Below are 14,867 nucleotides of genomic sequence, written 5' to 3'. Positions count from 1 at the left end.
AATTAAAATAAACTATATTGATTTGGCGATAAATGCTATAAAACCAATATAGTTTGTTTTTAAATTTAGTTTTAGCACAAATTGACAATTAGGGAAGACAACTTGGGTACAATTAAAATAAATATTCGATCGTTGACGATCCCTTCTTACGATGTATTACGGTTTAAAAAAGATTTACTTAGACAGAAAATGGCAAGGGTTCGCTTAGTTAGCCAATGGACCAGCACAAAACTAATGATATTCCAATGAAAAAAATCCTCATATTGAATGGCCCAAATTTGAATTTGTTGGGTGTAAGGGAGAAATCAATTTATGGTAGCCAGGACTTCCTGAGCTATTTTGAAGAACTAAAACAACAATTTGAAACGGTGGAATTAGCCTATTTTCAAAGCAATTCTGAAGGGGGATTAATCGATAAGATACACGAAGTCGGCTTTGAATTTGATGGAATTGTATTGAATGCTGGAGCTTATACACACACTTCAGTTGCGATTGGCGATGCAATTGCAGCAATCACAACACCAGTTATCGAAGTTCACATAAGCAATGTCCATCAAAGAGAGGAATTTCGCCATCATTCGTTCCTCGCAAAGAATTGTAAAGGGGTGATCTGTGGTTTTGGTTTGGATAGTTACAGATTGGGAATCGAGGCATTTATTAAATAATATCTTCTTTTGCAAGGAAGAGAAAAAATAGCTATAAAACAAAAAGCGGGAATTCCCGCTTTTTGTTTTATAGCTAACAGACTTGTTCTAACCAATAAGACTTCTAATTTCGACTTCGTCTGCTTTGATCTGAGCTTTCATTTCTTCAAGTGAGTCAAAGCGTTCATCATGTCGTATAAAATGAAGGAACTTGACGCGTAGCGTCTTGCCATAAATATCCTGATCAAAATCGAAAAGGCTGATTTCAATTGCCCGATTCATGCCATCAACGGTTGGTCTGGTACCGATATAGCCCATGCCTTTCGCAATTGATACTGGACTTTCCTCTTTATACTCGCCCGTAGTGATGTTTTGGATATGATTATAAATGTATACCTCGACCGCATAAATGCCATAGGCCGGTATTAATTTATGCGGTTCGTGAACCTGGAGGTTTGCTGTTGGAAATCCGATTGTACGCCCAATTTGGTCGCCTCTAATCACAGTTCCTGTTAATTCAAAAGGATAACCTAAATAGAGATTAGCCGTTCTTATATCGCCTTTTATAAGCGCTTCACGCACGCGTGTAGAGGACACTGCAATATCATTGATATCTTGCTCTGGAATTTCGTCAACGCTGTAGTCAAATATAGATGCAAACTGTTCTAAATCGCCCATAGTACCTTTTCGATCTTTTCCGAAATGGTGATCATAACCTATTACGATCTTTTTTGTACCCAGTTTGCCGACAAGAACATTGCTAATGTATTCTTCTGGAGTCTGATTTGAAAAATCACGGGAAAAAGGAATGATAATTAAGTGGTCAATTCCCACTTTGCTTAATTGACTGACCTTTTCTTCGATATCATTGATCAGGCGTAAACTATCATCGTCTGGATTGATAATCAATCGTGGATGTGGGAAAAAAGTAAGCAAAATTGTCTCACCATTGATTTTATGAGCTGCTTCCTTTAGGTGAGCCAATATTTTTTGATGGCCAATATGAACACCATCGAAAGTACCGATGGTTACAACTGCATTTTCAACTGGTGAGAAATCATCTAAACTTCTGTAGATTTTCATTTATAGGAGTTTTTGCAAAAATAAGATAAAGAATCAATAAAATGGGACGGTAAAGTTATTTAATGATTTCCTTATGACGTTTTATTTCAGCGATAAGTTGTTCAAGGTTCCAAGCATTTTCTACGCGATAATCTCCACTTTTGGTGCGTCGCAAGGAACTCAGATGTGATCCACTCTGTAAGAATTTTCCAAAATCGTAGGCCAACGATCTGATGTAGGTTCCTTTTGAACAGGATATACGAAAATATACGTTGGGGAGCTCGATTTTTTCAATGATAAAGCTATTGATATGTACCTGGCGGGACTTTATTTCAACCTCCTCGCCACGACGGGCCTTTTCATAGACACGCTCGCCATTAATTTTTATGGCTGAATGGGCAGGGGGAAATTGCTGAATATCGCCTTCAAAGGATTTTGCTGCTTCGAAGATCATGTCCTCCGTGATGTGATCGATTGAAAAGGTCTGGTCAATTTCTGTTTCCAGATCGTAAGAAGGCGTCGTCGCTCCTAAGGTGATCGAACCCGTGTATTCTTTGTCCTCAGCTTGGTAGCTGTCTATTTTTTTTGTTAGTTTTCCGGTACATACAATGAGTAGACCCGTTGCCAGTGGATCTAAAGTACCTGCATGACCAACTTTTAATTTTAATGGTTTGATTGAGTTTCTAACTTTACCAACCACGTCGAAACTTGTCCATGTTAAAGGTTTATCGATCAACAACATTTCTCCTTCAGCAAAATTGAACTTTGCTGAGTTTTCACTAACCTCTATATTTTCCATCCAAAGATTTTAGATAATTTGTAAACTATGACCCGAAAGTAGGAGGGCAAGAATAATAACACCAACGATGATTCGGTACCAGCCAAATGCTTTAAAACCATATTTGGTCAAAAAGCCAATAAAAGACTTAATAGCGACGATTGCTACAACGAAACCAATTAGATTTCCGATAATAAGCAAATTAAGTTCTTCTCCTGTGAAGGTGTTACCTTCTTTAAAAAACTTTAAAAGTTTTACTGCAGAAGCGCCAAACATCATCGGTAAAGCAAGGAAAAAGGAAAATTCGGCAGCAGCTTTACGCGTTAGTTTCTCGGCCATACCACCAATAATTGTGCTTGCAGATCTTGAGGTGCCCGGGATTAATGCAAGACATTGGTATACCCCGATCATAAACGCTTGTTTGTAGGAAACCTTGTCCGAATCTTCAACAGTTGGTTTGTTGAACCACTTGTCCACAAAAAGTAAAACGAGACCGCCGACCACCAACATCACGGCGACCATTAAAGGGCTCTCTAACAGTGAATCAATATAATCGTTGAATAGCAGACCCAACACAGAGGCGGGGATAGCTGCAATGATCAATTTGTAGTAAAATGATAGTGTTTTAAAAAAACGCTTGTAGTATAACACCAATACGGATAATATCGTTCCTAATTGGATGACAATCGTAAATAGTTTAACAAAGGCTGAGGGTTGAATACCCATTAGTGCAGTAGCAATGATCATATGACCTGTCGAAGATACAGGCAAAAACTCCGTTAATCCTTCAATAATAGCAAGGATGATAGCTTCAATAATAGACATCTGTTTGAAATAAGATTATGCTTTAATTTGATTTGTTTTTGGGACGATATAGGATTGCTGCGAATCCGATCGCAAACCCAAGAACAACAACAATAGGGGCTAAGGTAATCTTGGTAAAACTATAAATGTCAGTTTCGCCAGACATCAATGTAAAACCAATGACTACAATAGCTAAGCTCGCTATAAACAGTTGGTAATTTACTTTGGAGAATACAAATGAACCTTTGTTGACTGATTCAGTAGATTTCTTTATTTGAGCCATTTTTATCTGTATAAATCGTTAGATTGTGCCTTTAAATATTTTGTTACTGCGAAATAGGTGCTAAGTCCCGAAATGAGAATCCCGATCAAGATTACGCCTAAAAAGATCACCGCAAATTCGAACCAGTTGCGTAAAAAGACCAGTTCTGGTATTTGCTGCTGTGCAAATTTCAGCGTCAAAATGAGCAGTAAAATTGCGATCAAAGATCCCAGTAAACCATGAATGATGCCATAGGTTATAAAAGGTTTACGAATAAAGTTTTTCGTCGCCCCAATCAATTGCATACTTTTAATTAAGAAACGTTGCGAATAGATCGCAAGACGTATCGTATTGTTGATCAAAGCTACGGCGATAATCAGTAGGATAACCGCAAAAGCCAAAACAATCATTCCAATGATGCGTACGTTTTTGTTAACCATATCAATTAACGACTCCTGGTATACGACTTCTTTAATTTTATTGTTTTTGGAGATTTTTTCAATAAAAGTCTTAATACTATCTGTATTGGCATAATTTTCTTTCATGTACACATCCAAAGAAGGTAACAGTGGGTTATGCCCTAGATATTGTACGAAATCTTCACCAAGATCTTCTTTCAAGTTTTTTGCCGCCAATTCTTTACTAATATATTCGGTGCGAAGTACGTAGGGATCTTTTTCAAGGTCTTTTTGTAGTGAAAGGACATCACCTTCACTTGTGCCATCGTTTACGATGACGTTTAAGACGATATTTTCCTTAACGTATTTCGAAAGATTTTTAGCGTGCACCAAGAGTAATCCCAACATACCTGTTACCAGCAACACGAGAGCGATACTGATAACCGTCGATACATAAACAGATTTTGTTTTTCTTTTTTGTGTGCTTAATTCGTATTCTGACATAATAAGCAAAAATTTATTTGCGAAAGTAACTATTTGAGGGGAAGATTTCGAATTAATCTTGTAATTACTTTGATAAAAATCAATTCGAACGCTGTTTTCTTCCTATGTTTAATTAACTTTTCAATACTATAATTTATTGTTCAAACTACAAAACTTTTATCACATTTCAGTATTAAAATCGTAATTTCGCAAGTCATAAAAATTCCTTACGAATAAAAATGGAGTATAATCACAAATCATTAGAGAAAAAGTGGCAAAAGTTTTGGGCGGATCATCAAACGTATAAAACGTCCGATACGCATCAAAAGCCTAAATACTATGTATTGGATATGTTTCCCTATCCTTCCGGAGCGGGGCTGCACGTTGGTCACCCGCTGGGATATATTGCTTCGGACATCTTTTCAAGATATAAACGTTTGAAAGGTTTCAATGTATTGCATCCGATGGGATATGATTCTTTTGGACTTCCTGCAGAGCAATATGCCATTCAAACTGGTCAGCATCCTGCTGTTACGACTGAGGTAAATATCAATCGTTATCGTGAGCAAATGGATAACATAGGATTCTCTTATGACTGGAGTAGGGAAGTACGTACTTCCGATCCGTCATACTACAAATGGACACAGTGGATTTTTATGAGATTGTTTGATTCTTGGTATAATAAAGAGTCAGATAAAGCTGAACCGATCGAAACATTAATCGCTAGGTTTGTTGCAAGTGGCTCTGCTGGCATTTCAGCGGTTTCCGATGAAGATGTCTTAGCATTCAGCGCTGAAGAATGGAAATCTTTTGATGAAGAGAAACAACAACGGGAATTATTGAAATATCGGATCGCTTATTTGCGTGAAAGTACCGTAAACTGGTGTGCTGCTTTAGGTACAGTACTAGCGAATGACGAGGTAATCAACGGTGTCTCTGAGCGCGGTGGTTATCCCGTGGAACAAAAGAAGATGATGCAGTGGTCTATGCGTATTACGGCTTATGCGGATCGTTTGTTGAAAGGTTTAGATACAATTGATTGGCCGGAACCTTTAGTCGAAATGCAACGAAATTGGATCGGAAAATCAGTAGGTGCCTCCGTGAAGTTTCCAGTACCACAATTCAATACAGCAATTGAAGTCTTTACGACACGCGTAGATACCCTATTTGGTGTTTCGTTTATCGTATTGGCTCCAGAGCATGAATTGGTGGCTGCATTGACGACACCTGAGCAGCAAGCTGAAGTGGATGCCTATATCGAGAAAACGGCGAAAAAATCTGAATTGGATCGTATGGCCGATACGAAAACAGTTTCTGGTGCTTTTACAGGTTCTTATGCTAAACATCCTGTTTCAGGACAAGATGTACAAATTTGGATTGCAGATTATGTACTTGCCGGTTATGGTACAGGTGCTGTAATGGCTGTTCCGAGTGGCGATCAACGTGATTATGTGTTTGCTAAACATTTTGCTCTTCCTATTATTCCTATTTCGGATACCCAACATATTGAAGAAGAGGCTGATCCTAATAAAGACGGGAAATATATCAATTCCGACTTTATCAATGGTATGACTTACCAAGAGGCGGTCCCTGCGTTGATTGCTAAATTGGAGGAATTAAAATTAGGGAAAGCAAAAATAAACTTTCGTATGCGTGACGCTATTTTTGGTCGTCAGCGTTATTGGGGAGAACCCGTACCGGTCTACTTTAAAAATGGATTGCCTTATTTAATAAAAGAAGAAGAGTTGCCGTTATTACTACCGGAAGTAGATAAATATTTGCCGACGGAATCGGGTGAACCGCCATTGGGAAGAGCCAAAGATTGGAAATACGAAGATCAATATGAGTATGAATTGAGTACGATGCCAGGGTGGGCGGGCTCCTCATGGTATTGGTTTAGATATATGGATCCCAAAAATGAGGGTAATTTTGCGTCTAAAGAGGCTGTGGATTATTGGAAAGCCGTAGATTTATACATCGGTGGTTCTGAGCATGCTACTGGACACTTGTTATATTCGCGTTTTTGGAACAAGTTTTTGAAAGATTTGGGCTACCAAAATGAGGAAGAGCCATTCCGCAAATTGATTAATCAGGGCATGATTCAAGGGCGCTCTAATTTTGTGTATCGTGTGTTGGATGAAGAGGGTAGAGGTACAAATCAATTTGTATCCTATGGGTTGAGAAACGAATATAAAACAATTCCATTACATGTCGATGTAAACATAGTCTATAATGATCAGTTGGATTTGGAAAAATTCAAAGCTTTCAGACCTGACTTTGCCAATGCCGAATTTGTGTTGGAAAATGGTAAGTATATCTGCGGCAGTGAAGTGGAGAAAATGTCAAAATCCAAATTCAATGTGGTCAATCCGGACGATATTATCGAATCCTATGGAGCAGATACATTACGACTATATGAAATGTTTTTGGGGCCTTTGGAGCAAGCTAAGCCTTGGAATACAAATGGGATTGAAGGGGTTTATAAGTTTTTACGTAAAGTATGGCGACTGTTCCACGATGCTGAGGGTAGTTTCACTGTTTCCGATGAAGATCCATCCAAAGCAGAGTTTAAAGCCTTACATAAAATTATCAAAAAGGTGGAAGATGATATTGAGCGTTTTTCATTCAACACTTCAGTTTCAGCCTTTATGATCTGTGTCAATGAATTGACCGAGTTGAAATGCAATAAACGACAAATATTGGAACAGCTTGTTATTACTCTTCAGCCTTATGCACCACATATTACGGAAGAGTTGTGGGCGCTGTTGGGTAATGAAGCTGGTACACTATCTTACGCTTCATATCCTGTATTTAAACCAGAATATTTAGTTGAATCGGAATTTGCTTATCCGGTATCTTTCAATGGTAAGATGAAATTTAATCTGTCATTAGCGCTTGATTTAGATCAAAAAGCAGTAGAAGATACGGTTAAAGCCCATGCTGATGTACAACGGCATTTAGATGGGAAGGCGATCAAAAAGATCATTTTTGTCAAAGGAAAAATAATCAATATTGTGATTTAACCCACTCAATACGCAATAAAAAAGCCGTTTTATCCTGTGGATAAAACGGCTTTTTTATGCCAACACATCTTGAAAAGCTATTGTTTTATCGAAGATAGCCTTTGCATAGGGACAATTTGGGATAATTTTAGCATTATTCTTTCGGGCGTAGTCAACAGCCTCCAGTACCAATTTTTTTCCCACACTCATTCCCTGATACTCGTCGTAGACTTCTGTATGATCAATGGAAAACTCATGGTCGTTTTGCCAGGTATACTCTAAAATTCCGGCTTCATTATTTTCAACTTCTGCAATAAAATTGCCTTTTTCGTCCCTTTCGATGTTTCTTATTTCCATAGTTTTTTTAAAAGTAACGTCTAAATGATCTTTTTGTTTTATGGAATTTATCAATTTTAGGATTGCAATTGGGGTTGTCTATTTGCGATAGGATGCGAGAGTATAGGCGCTTATCCACAATTGAAGGTTAAAGTCACCACTAGTCAACCTATTGTTTGCTTTAGGGGCCTTCACAAAAAAAATACGTATAAAACTATTACCTATACATCGGGTTTAAAATCAACGAATGATGAACTCGCGCTACGTTGATATCGTCATGAATACAAACGTTCAATAGTCATTTTCTGAAGAATTTTTCTTATCTTTGCAAATATCTCCTTAGTATACCTCGCATTTTTATCTTTTCAATGAAGCTCTAAAGGTCCGTAACCTCTTCGGGAACATTTTATTTTAATCCATATTGAATGAGCAAAAGCCAAATTACATTTAACAAAAAAGAACGAGAAAAAAAGAAGCTACTTAAAAAGCAACAAAAGAATGAGAAAAAAGAATTCAACAAAACAAACAATGACAAGGGAAAGTCGTTAGAAGAATTGTTTGCTTATGTTGATGAATACGGAAATATCTCAGACAAGCCGCCGGTAAAATTGAAAGAAGGTGAAGCTCCGACCTATAACGCTTCTCCTCAAGAAGACTATTCTTTTGGAAAGGTTGTTCATTATAATACAGAGTCCAATTACGGTTTTATTAGGGACAACGAAACGCAGCAATCAATATATTTCAATGACCGTCTCGTCGGTCAGAAATTAAACCTCAACCAAAAGGTGAAGTTTAAATTCAAAAGTGCAAAACAAGGTGCGCAAGTGACTGAGGTTTTGATTGAATATTAGCACGCAAGAGAACACTTGGAAAATCAGGTGTTAATAATAAGGCCCTTTGTTTGATATCATCGTGATTGGCGTCAAACAAAGGTTTTTTTATGCTGTAACTCGACTGGCCTTGGTTTTACCTATCGATATGATATCGCTATTAAGATAATCATCTGGTTCTCCTTTCATTTATTTTATTAGTTTCAAAGCATTGTGTTTTTCGGACGCCTTGCCTGCATCTGTATTGAGGTAAAAAGCTGTTCCCTGTTTACCGGGGGGATGGAAGATTTCTGCTGATGTAGAGAGGTTGATGAATATAAAAATAGAATAAGCCGCCAGCAAAATAGGCTAAAACATCAATAATGTCTCCGGTATTATAGCTTGTGTACTTGGGCATAATCCATTCAAAAAGGAGAGATACGAGCAAAGAGATCGTCCAGATTTGATATAGTGGATAGCCGTGCACCTTATTATTATTGAATATGAAGCTTCCGATTGTGGATGAAAAATGAATAATAATCGGAACAAATACAAAGTCTGTTAACCAATTGTTCAAGAATGGAATTGGGGAATTATTTGCCCTGGTGAATCTGATAAAAAACCAACAACACCAATAAAAAATAAATAAACAATCAAAAAGCTCCTTGCTTAGTGAGCAAAGGAAACGGCGATTAACATTGCAATTGCGCCACATACCATTAAGGTTAGAAACATAAAAAATGCAGTTTTCTTGCCGAATTTCTTCCAAGTGCTATCGCTTGGATGGGTGGGGATCAAAGTTTGTTTGATGTCTATATACTGTTTTTTTAGCCAATTTTTTGCTGGTTTTTCCATCTATGTTGTCTTAACGTTATACTTCATGATACAAATTTAGAACAATTGTTCTAAATTTGTATCATGAACACGAAGGAAAAAATTATTAACGAAGCGATTAAGGTATATAACCGCGAAGGTGTACGTACGGTAACGACACGTCAAATCGCGCAAGAAATGGGTATAAGCGCTGGTAATCTCCATTATCATTTTAAACATACAGAAGATATTATTTTTCACGTCTTTCAGTTACTTCAAGCAGAATACGATAAAATGATTTTGCTTCCTGCTAATCCGACAATACCTTTTCAGCAACTGCTGAACGGTTTCGTGGATGTTTCTTATGCACTAATTGATAAGTATAGATTTATTTTTGAGAATTTTGTTGAAATCTGTAGCTGGATTCCTGAAATCGCCGAATCTTATCGAGGTTTGGTTGCGCGGCGTGAGGAACAATTGATGTCTTTGTTTATGTATTATGCAGATGCCGGTATGTTTCGTCGAGATATTCCATTGTCGAATTTAAAAAGCTTCGTGCGTCAGCTTTTCATCGTTTCGGATTTTTGGAGTTCAAGCTATGCTGTTTTGGGTAGACCACAAGGGATAGACCCCTTAGACGATTATAGGCAAACAATTTATACCGCATTTTATCCATACCTTCTTTAAAAGGTCGGATCGAACCTAATGGATTTCATTTTGTGATTCCTTTTTTAAGGTGAAAATTGTAACCTCGGGTCTGGCGTTGAATCTGATAGGAATACTGTGTCCCAGTCCTCGATTGATATATAATATTCTGTTTCCGCTTATTTTTTTTATTCCTTGATCATATTTCTTGTTTCGTACAGGTATGATCGGGGAGCCCCAAAATGGAATTCGTACCTGACCCGCGTGTGTATGTCCTGCCAGAATCCAGCCAGTGTAACCATTCCAGACATTGAGGTCTGCGGCATCTGGATTATGGCATAAGACCAAACTGGCTTGCGATTGGTTATACTCCTTCATAGCTTTGATAGGGTTAAAATTCGTTCCCCAAAGGTCATCTATGCCGAATATTCTTAACCCATGGATTGTTATACTTTCATTTCTCAATACGCTGATGTTATATCCTTTGAGTAGGCTCACGATTGAATCTGCTGCAGCACTGTCCCTAAAATTCGTTCCATAATCATGATTTCCTAGGATCGCCAATGTCTGAAGTTTGCCTTTTGGTGCAACTTGCATGACTTTATCAAGCTCAGCTAAGGGTATTTTATGATTAACGAGCCGTACAAAATCGCCGGTGTACACAATGATATCCGGTTTTAATGCTGCGATTTCTCGGAAGGTTCTTTTTATAAAATCTTTATCCACATAGTTTCCGATGTGGATGTCAGAAATCTGGACCAATGATTTTCCGTTCAATACCTCGGGTAAATGTTTTATAGGTAGATCGATCTGTTCATATTTTACCCAATGTGGCTCGATTTTCCAGCTATAAAAACCGATCAATGTACCCATAATAAGTAAGTATAGGGTGATATGCTTTAATTTTCGCTTGTTTTTCATCGCGCTAAATTAGCTTTCCATGTTGATTTATTGATTTGCATATTGAGGCTTTTCCAGGTTTCATCTCCAATTGCTACTGTTGAAATAATATTTTCGTTGATCCGGAAGCCTACGGTTTCATAGCACCGAATTGCATTGTAGTTCCAGTCATAAACGTTTAGATCAGCTATATCATAGTTTCCTTCGGTGAAAAGTAGTTTTAGCAGTGCATTTACGGTGCTTTTGCCATAGCCTTTATTTCGTTCGGAACTTTTTGCAATTAAAATGCGGCAGAGTCTTGGGATGTCTCGTTCGAAGTTTAATTCACAGTGACCAATAGTTTCTGTGGTTGTTGTATCTGTTATTTTAAAAGCGCGGCGCTTTGGGTTTTGTATATATTGTTCAAGTTGCTGATCGCTAAGTGGAAACGAAAAATAAGGTCCTGCAAATTGCAATAGTTCCTCTGCTGATCCAATCCAGGATTTAAAAAGGGGGAAATCTGATCTTTCGAATGGAAGGAGTGTTATCATGCTTATTGTCTATGTTGCTGTTTGGATAGAATACACTCAATTTATAAAATTCTAATGCTGAATCCTAAAGAAGTTACCGAATTTTACGAAATTCGTGTGAAAATTTTTAAGAGTATATTATGCCGCAGCTTATTTTAGATACAGTTATAGAAGCTCCTTTACCTGTTGTTTTTGACCTGGCGCGTAGTATTGATTTGCATATGTATTCGGCAAAGAAAACAAGGGAGAAAGCGATTGATGGAGTGACGACGGGTTTGATCGAAGCAGGACAAAAGGTTCGGTGGCACGCAAGACATCTCGGCATTACGCAAACATTGACCGTGCAGATAACGGCGATGGAAAAGCCTCATTTTTTTGAAGATCAAATGACCCAGGGGGTATTTCATACCATGGATCACAAGCACATTTTCAAGCAACTTGAAAATGGAAAAGTAGTCATGCGTGATATATTTAATTTCAAGGCGCCGCTCGGAGTTTTGGGGAGATTTGCAGAATGGCTTTTTTTAACGCGCTATATGCGATGCTTTCTCGAGGAGCGCAATCAAGTGATCAAAGAAGTTGCGGAATCAGGAAAATATGGCTCGTATATTCAAGAGTAGCTTTGTTGGAAAAAGAATAAAGGATTGATCGGCTCAGCTTAGGCGTCCTTAACAACCGTATGAATGTTCTTCGCTAGAAGGTTATAGATTTGTTCGTATCGTGTGTTTCGTGAGAAGGTCATCGATTCGCTGTTGGCTGGATTAAAATCCGATATTGACTGTGCGGTAGCGTTGCGTCGTTGTACTTTTTTCGATAGTATCCGTAAAACTTTTTTATTAATGATTTCTTGCTACAACAACCAAATCCGGTTTTTTCTTCCAAAGCTCTTCCTGTAAAAAATCGAAAGCTCCTTTTTGATTCATGGTAACTTGATGAATTTTGTTGAATTCATTGTAGAAATAGATACGATAGCTGTTAGGTCCCCGGTAATTTCTGATAATTTTTGTTTCAATACGATGGATTTGATGAATAGCGATCCGTTTATTTCCGATTAACGGAAAGAATAAAATCTCATTTTCATAAAAAAGATAGGGAGCGGCAACGGCAAAAAAGTGCATGAGTCGACTACTGTACTCCTGGTAGACTGCTATATCATGATCGTTTAGTTGCTGTAGCGCATTGATGAATTTTTGATTTTTAATGTAAGCCATCCAGCACAATATACCGAATGCAAAACCTAAATAAACAAAAAGAACAGATAGGGTAGGGAGTGATTTATAGAAAAACGAGAGCTTATCTTCACTGGCTGACCATTTCGAAAAAAAGGCAAATAAGAAAAAACCGTAACAAAAAGCAAACATAACCAAGAAAATTCTAATAATGACATTACGGGCTTTCTTAACCTTTATAAGTTCTGCTTTTAAGAATGATCTCACTACTGAGGTGTCTTTATTCATGGTCTTTTTAAAAAGTTTAAAGATAATAAAACAGCCTGTATTGCACTTTCCAAATCTGATTTTAAGGTATAAGGTAATTTATTTTGTGACATTTTAATTTAACTGATTTGGTTCATTTATTTGTTTTAAAGCTTTTTATTTGTCTATTTATTGTTCTTCGGTAACCGGAATCTATTAACTAACCAATCAGATTCTGGCGCAGGTATGATGTTTGAACCGTTTTAAGCTCTTCTGTGCTTTTCTTGTTTTGAAAAGATTAATCTAGTGCTTCGTAGGGAGATGTTGCCTTAAATCGATTAAGAGGTGGCTAGATTTGGATATGGGGATACTTCGATGACTTTCGATGACTTCCCGTTGGTAGTAATTTAAGTCGCCTCGTAGCTTAATCTTTAAAAAAACAGGTAAGTCTACCGCGGAGTTTTTAAGATTGGTCAATTGTTAGACTGAAAAGCTATTATCGTGCGTTTTAAGCGACTTTATGATGATTACGTGGGAATGACCGATCCTGAATAGTTACTGTTTTATATCGCGCGAAAAGCTTGTTAAATTGGGTGTTTTGATGTAGGCATGAGCGGCCCACCCCGAGTGGGGTTTCGGCCTGGTAAAATGCTCTCTATTTCAGAAGCCGATCATTTGGGAATGTAATCCTTTTTTTGTCTGTGGTTATCCTTGAAAGTGTGGCTCGTTGCAAAGCTATCTTGAATTGTACGAAACACGTGATAGGAATTAATAGTCGTTATCAGTTAGACTTGTGTGTAAGGCGGCAAGGAGAAGCTGTTTCCTTTGAGCTGTGCTTGAATAAAAAAAGGTACGGATAAAATTTTATCCATATCTTTTTTTATTCAAACAAGACCTTTTATTGTGTGTTTTTATGTGTTTTTTTTGTTTACATAGACGGTGTAATTCATTGTTATTTAGAGATTAATTTTTTATTTTTTTTAATTTTGTGTTCTATCCTTGAAAAAGGCTTAAAAATGCAGTAGTAGTCAGAGAATAATCCTCATTTTTTGGGTTTAACCCAAAGGAAAGCTATAAAAAGAGGGCAATTATTGCCCAGTGATCGGTTAGGAAGAAATCCCATTTCTGCGTTAAATAGGGCTGTTTAGATAAAAAATGAACGTTACTTTCAGGAAGTTATATCAAGGCGGCCGGGTCCTGCCAGATCGGTTTTCTTACAAGCGTAGTTTCAGCCTAAAAGGTCGAATTGAGGGAGATTTTAGGCCCTTTGGCAAATGGATGGTAGGTTACCTTAAATTCTGTTTTTTTTAAGGCTTTAAAATGTTTATGTAATTGTTTTTCATGTGTTTAATTGATGTTGCGTCAATTTAATATTGATGTTATAAAAGGCGGGATTTATGCGCGTCTCATTATTTTTATAAGGGCGAACAGGCAGAAAATAGGAAGGAAAAAACTGAAGATTAAACCTGTTAATCCAAAGAATTATCCCTGGTTTTATCCGGGTCGATATGGCTTTTCGTTAATAGGATTTTCCCTTTTATGAGGTCATCATTGAATTGTCCGACCGTTGTTTTTTGAAGCATTTCCGAGAGCTTATTGCGTATGCTTTTGAACTCGTGATGCAAGGGACAGGGATATTGTTCGGAGCAGAATTCAAGCCCCATGCCGCAGCCGACAAATAGACTTTCTCCGTCGATCGCTTTAACGACCTCGGATAGTGGTGTGGACATATCTCCGCTGTCGAGGTAAAACCCACCGCCAGGTCCCTTCATGGATCGAATGATGCCTGCTCGGCTTAGATTCTGCAGTATCTTGCCCAGAAAGGCCTCTGGAGAATGGATGCTCTCAGCTATTTCTTTTATGCCCACGCGTTTATTTTCCTGGGAACTTTGTGCGATAAAAAAAACTGCCCTTAGTCCATATTCACATGTTTTAGAAAAAATACCCATAATCTCATTGCTTTTTGCAAATGTACAAAATCAAAAATAGCCATCCGCCAATGATTAA

At 37.6% G+C, this 14,867-nt stretch carries 16 protein-coding genes; 5 read left to right on the top strand and 11 right to left on the bottom strand.

Going from position 1 to position 14,867, the window contains the following annotated elements; translation table 11 throughout:
- Positions 1–245 precede the first annotated feature (245 nt).
- Positions 246–665 (top strand): type II 3-dehydroquinate dehydratase, encoded by a 420-nt coding sequence (gene aroQ, locus AAH582_RS15845; protein WP_343318592.1) that lies wholly within the window; start codon positions 246–248, stop codon positions 663–665.
- An 87-nt stretch (positions 666–752) separates the two neighbouring features.
- Here aroQ and AAH582_RS15840 read toward each other — a convergent pair whose 3' ends face one another.
- Genes AAH582_RS15840 through AAH582_RS15820 form a run of 5 tightly spaced genes read right to left on the bottom strand, consistent with a single transcriptional unit; the run spans position 753 to position 4,452 of the window.
- Positions 753–1,727, bottom strand: coding sequence for a bifunctional riboflavin kinase/FAD synthetase (locus AAH582_RS15840; protein WP_046674485.1), 975 nt, complete (start codon positions 1,725–1,727; stop codon positions 753–755).
- A 55-nt stretch (positions 1,728–1,782) separates the two neighbouring features.
- Positions 1,783–2,505 carry a tRNA pseudouridine(55) synthase TruB gene (gene truB, locus AAH582_RS15835; RefSeq protein ID WP_046674486.1) on the bottom strand — a complete coding sequence of 241 codons (723 nt, stop codon included), beginning with the start codon at positions 2,503–2,505 and terminating at the stop codon, positions 1,783–1,785.
- Between the two features lie 9 nt (positions 2,506–2,514).
- Positions 2,515–3,309, bottom strand: a complete 795-nt coding sequence (locus AAH582_RS15830; protein ID WP_046674487.1) for an undecaprenyl-diphosphate phosphatase — start codon at positions 3,307–3,309, stop codon at positions 2,515–2,517.
- A gap of 22 nt (positions 3,310–3,331) precedes the next feature.
- On the bottom strand, positions 3,332–3,571 hold the full coding sequence (locus tag AAH582_RS15825) for a DUF3098 domain-containing protein (protein ID WP_046674488.1): 240 nt from the start codon (positions 3,569–3,571) through the stop codon (positions 3,332–3,334).
- 2 nt (positions 3,572–3,573) lie between these two features.
- Entirely contained in the window at positions 3,574–4,452 is an 879-nt protein-coding gene (locus AAH582_RS15820; RefSeq protein WP_046674489.1) for a cell division protein FtsX, read from the bottom strand.
- A 218-nt stretch (positions 4,453–4,670) separates the two neighbouring features.
- Between AAH582_RS15820 and leuS the strand changes: the two genes are divergently transcribed.
- A complete protein-coding gene (gene leuS / locus AAH582_RS15815) occupies positions 4,671–7,454 on the top strand; it encodes a leucine--tRNA ligase (RefSeq protein WP_343318587.1) in 2,784 nt (927 codons plus the stop codon).
- Positions 7,455–7,508: 54 nt separating this feature from the next.
- Here the strand turns inward: leuS and AAH582_RS15810 are convergent, their stop codons facing one another.
- A complete protein-coding gene (locus tag AAH582_RS15810) occupies positions 7,509–7,790 on the bottom strand; it encodes a GNAT family N-acetyltransferase (RefSeq protein ID WP_046674491.1) in 282 nt (93 codons plus the stop codon).
- Positions 7,791–8,194: 404 nt separating this feature from the next.
- Here AAH582_RS15810 and AAH582_RS15805 point away from each other — a divergent pair, with 404 nt between their 5' ends.
- The gene (locus AAH582_RS15805; RefSeq protein WP_046674492.1) at positions 8,195–8,620 is read left to right on the top strand and encodes a cold-shock protein; all 426 of its coding nucleotides are present in this window, start codon (positions 8,195–8,197) and stop codon (positions 8,618–8,620) included.
- A gap of 627 nt (positions 8,621–9,247) precedes the next feature.
- On the opposite strand, the gene AAH582_RS15800 is transcribed toward AAH582_RS15805, so the two are convergent.
- Positions 9,248–9,433 (bottom strand): hypothetical protein, encoded by a 186-nt coding sequence (locus AAH582_RS15800; RefSeq protein ID WP_046674494.1) that lies wholly within the window; start codon positions 9,431–9,433, stop codon positions 9,248–9,250.
- Positions 9,434–9,496: 63 nt separating this feature from the next.
- On the opposite strand from AAH582_RS15800, the gene AAH582_RS15795 reads away from it, so the two are divergent.
- Positions 9,497–10,078, top strand: a complete 582-nt coding sequence (locus tag AAH582_RS15795; RefSeq protein WP_046674495.1) for a TetR/AcrR family transcriptional regulator — start codon at positions 9,497–9,499, stop codon at positions 10,076–10,078.
- Positions 10,079–10,093: 15 nt separating this feature from the next.
- Here the strand turns inward: AAH582_RS15795 and AAH582_RS15790 are convergent, their stop codons facing one another.
- Complete coding sequence (locus AAH582_RS15790) at positions 10,094–10,909, bottom strand: metallophosphoesterase (RefSeq protein WP_343318582.1); 816 nt, start codon at positions 10,907–10,909, stop codon at positions 10,094–10,096.
- Between the two features lie 44 nt (positions 10,910–10,953).
- Positions 10,954–11,466 (bottom strand): GNAT family N-acetyltransferase, encoded by a 513-nt coding sequence (locus AAH582_RS15785; protein ID WP_286753784.1) that lies wholly within the window; start codon positions 11,464–11,466, stop codon positions 10,954–10,956.
- Between the two features lie 119 nt (positions 11,467–11,585).
- Here AAH582_RS15785 and AAH582_RS15780 point away from each other — a divergent pair, with 119 nt between their 5' ends.
- Positions 11,586–12,065, top strand: a complete 480-nt coding sequence (locus tag AAH582_RS15780; protein WP_343318580.1) for an SRPBCC family protein — start codon at positions 11,586–11,588, stop codon at positions 12,063–12,065.
- A gap of 216 nt (positions 12,066–12,281) precedes the next feature.
- On the opposite strand, the gene AAH582_RS15775 is transcribed toward AAH582_RS15780, so the two are convergent.
- Together AAH582_RS15775 and AAH582_RS15770 are read right to left on the bottom strand one after the other, a co-directional pair.
- Positions 12,282–12,902: a hypothetical protein gene (locus AAH582_RS15775; protein WP_343318578.1), complete on the bottom strand. Its 621-nt coding sequence runs from the start codon at positions 12,900–12,902 to the stop codon at positions 12,282–12,284.
- A 1,427-nt stretch (positions 12,903–14,329) separates the two neighbouring features.
- Positions 14,330–14,809, bottom strand: coding sequence for an RrF2 family transcriptional regulator (locus tag AAH582_RS15770; protein WP_046674500.1), 480 nt, complete (start codon positions 14,807–14,809; stop codon positions 14,330–14,332).
- Between the last annotated feature and the right edge of the window lie 58 nt (positions 14,810–14,867).

This window comes from Sphingobacterium multivorum, assembly GCF_039511225.1.
In the GTDB taxonomy this organism is placed as follows: domain Bacteria; phylum Bacteroidota; class Bacteroidia; order Sphingobacteriales; family Sphingobacteriaceae; genus Sphingobacterium.
This window is presented reverse-complemented; position numbering and strand designations above follow the sequence as displayed.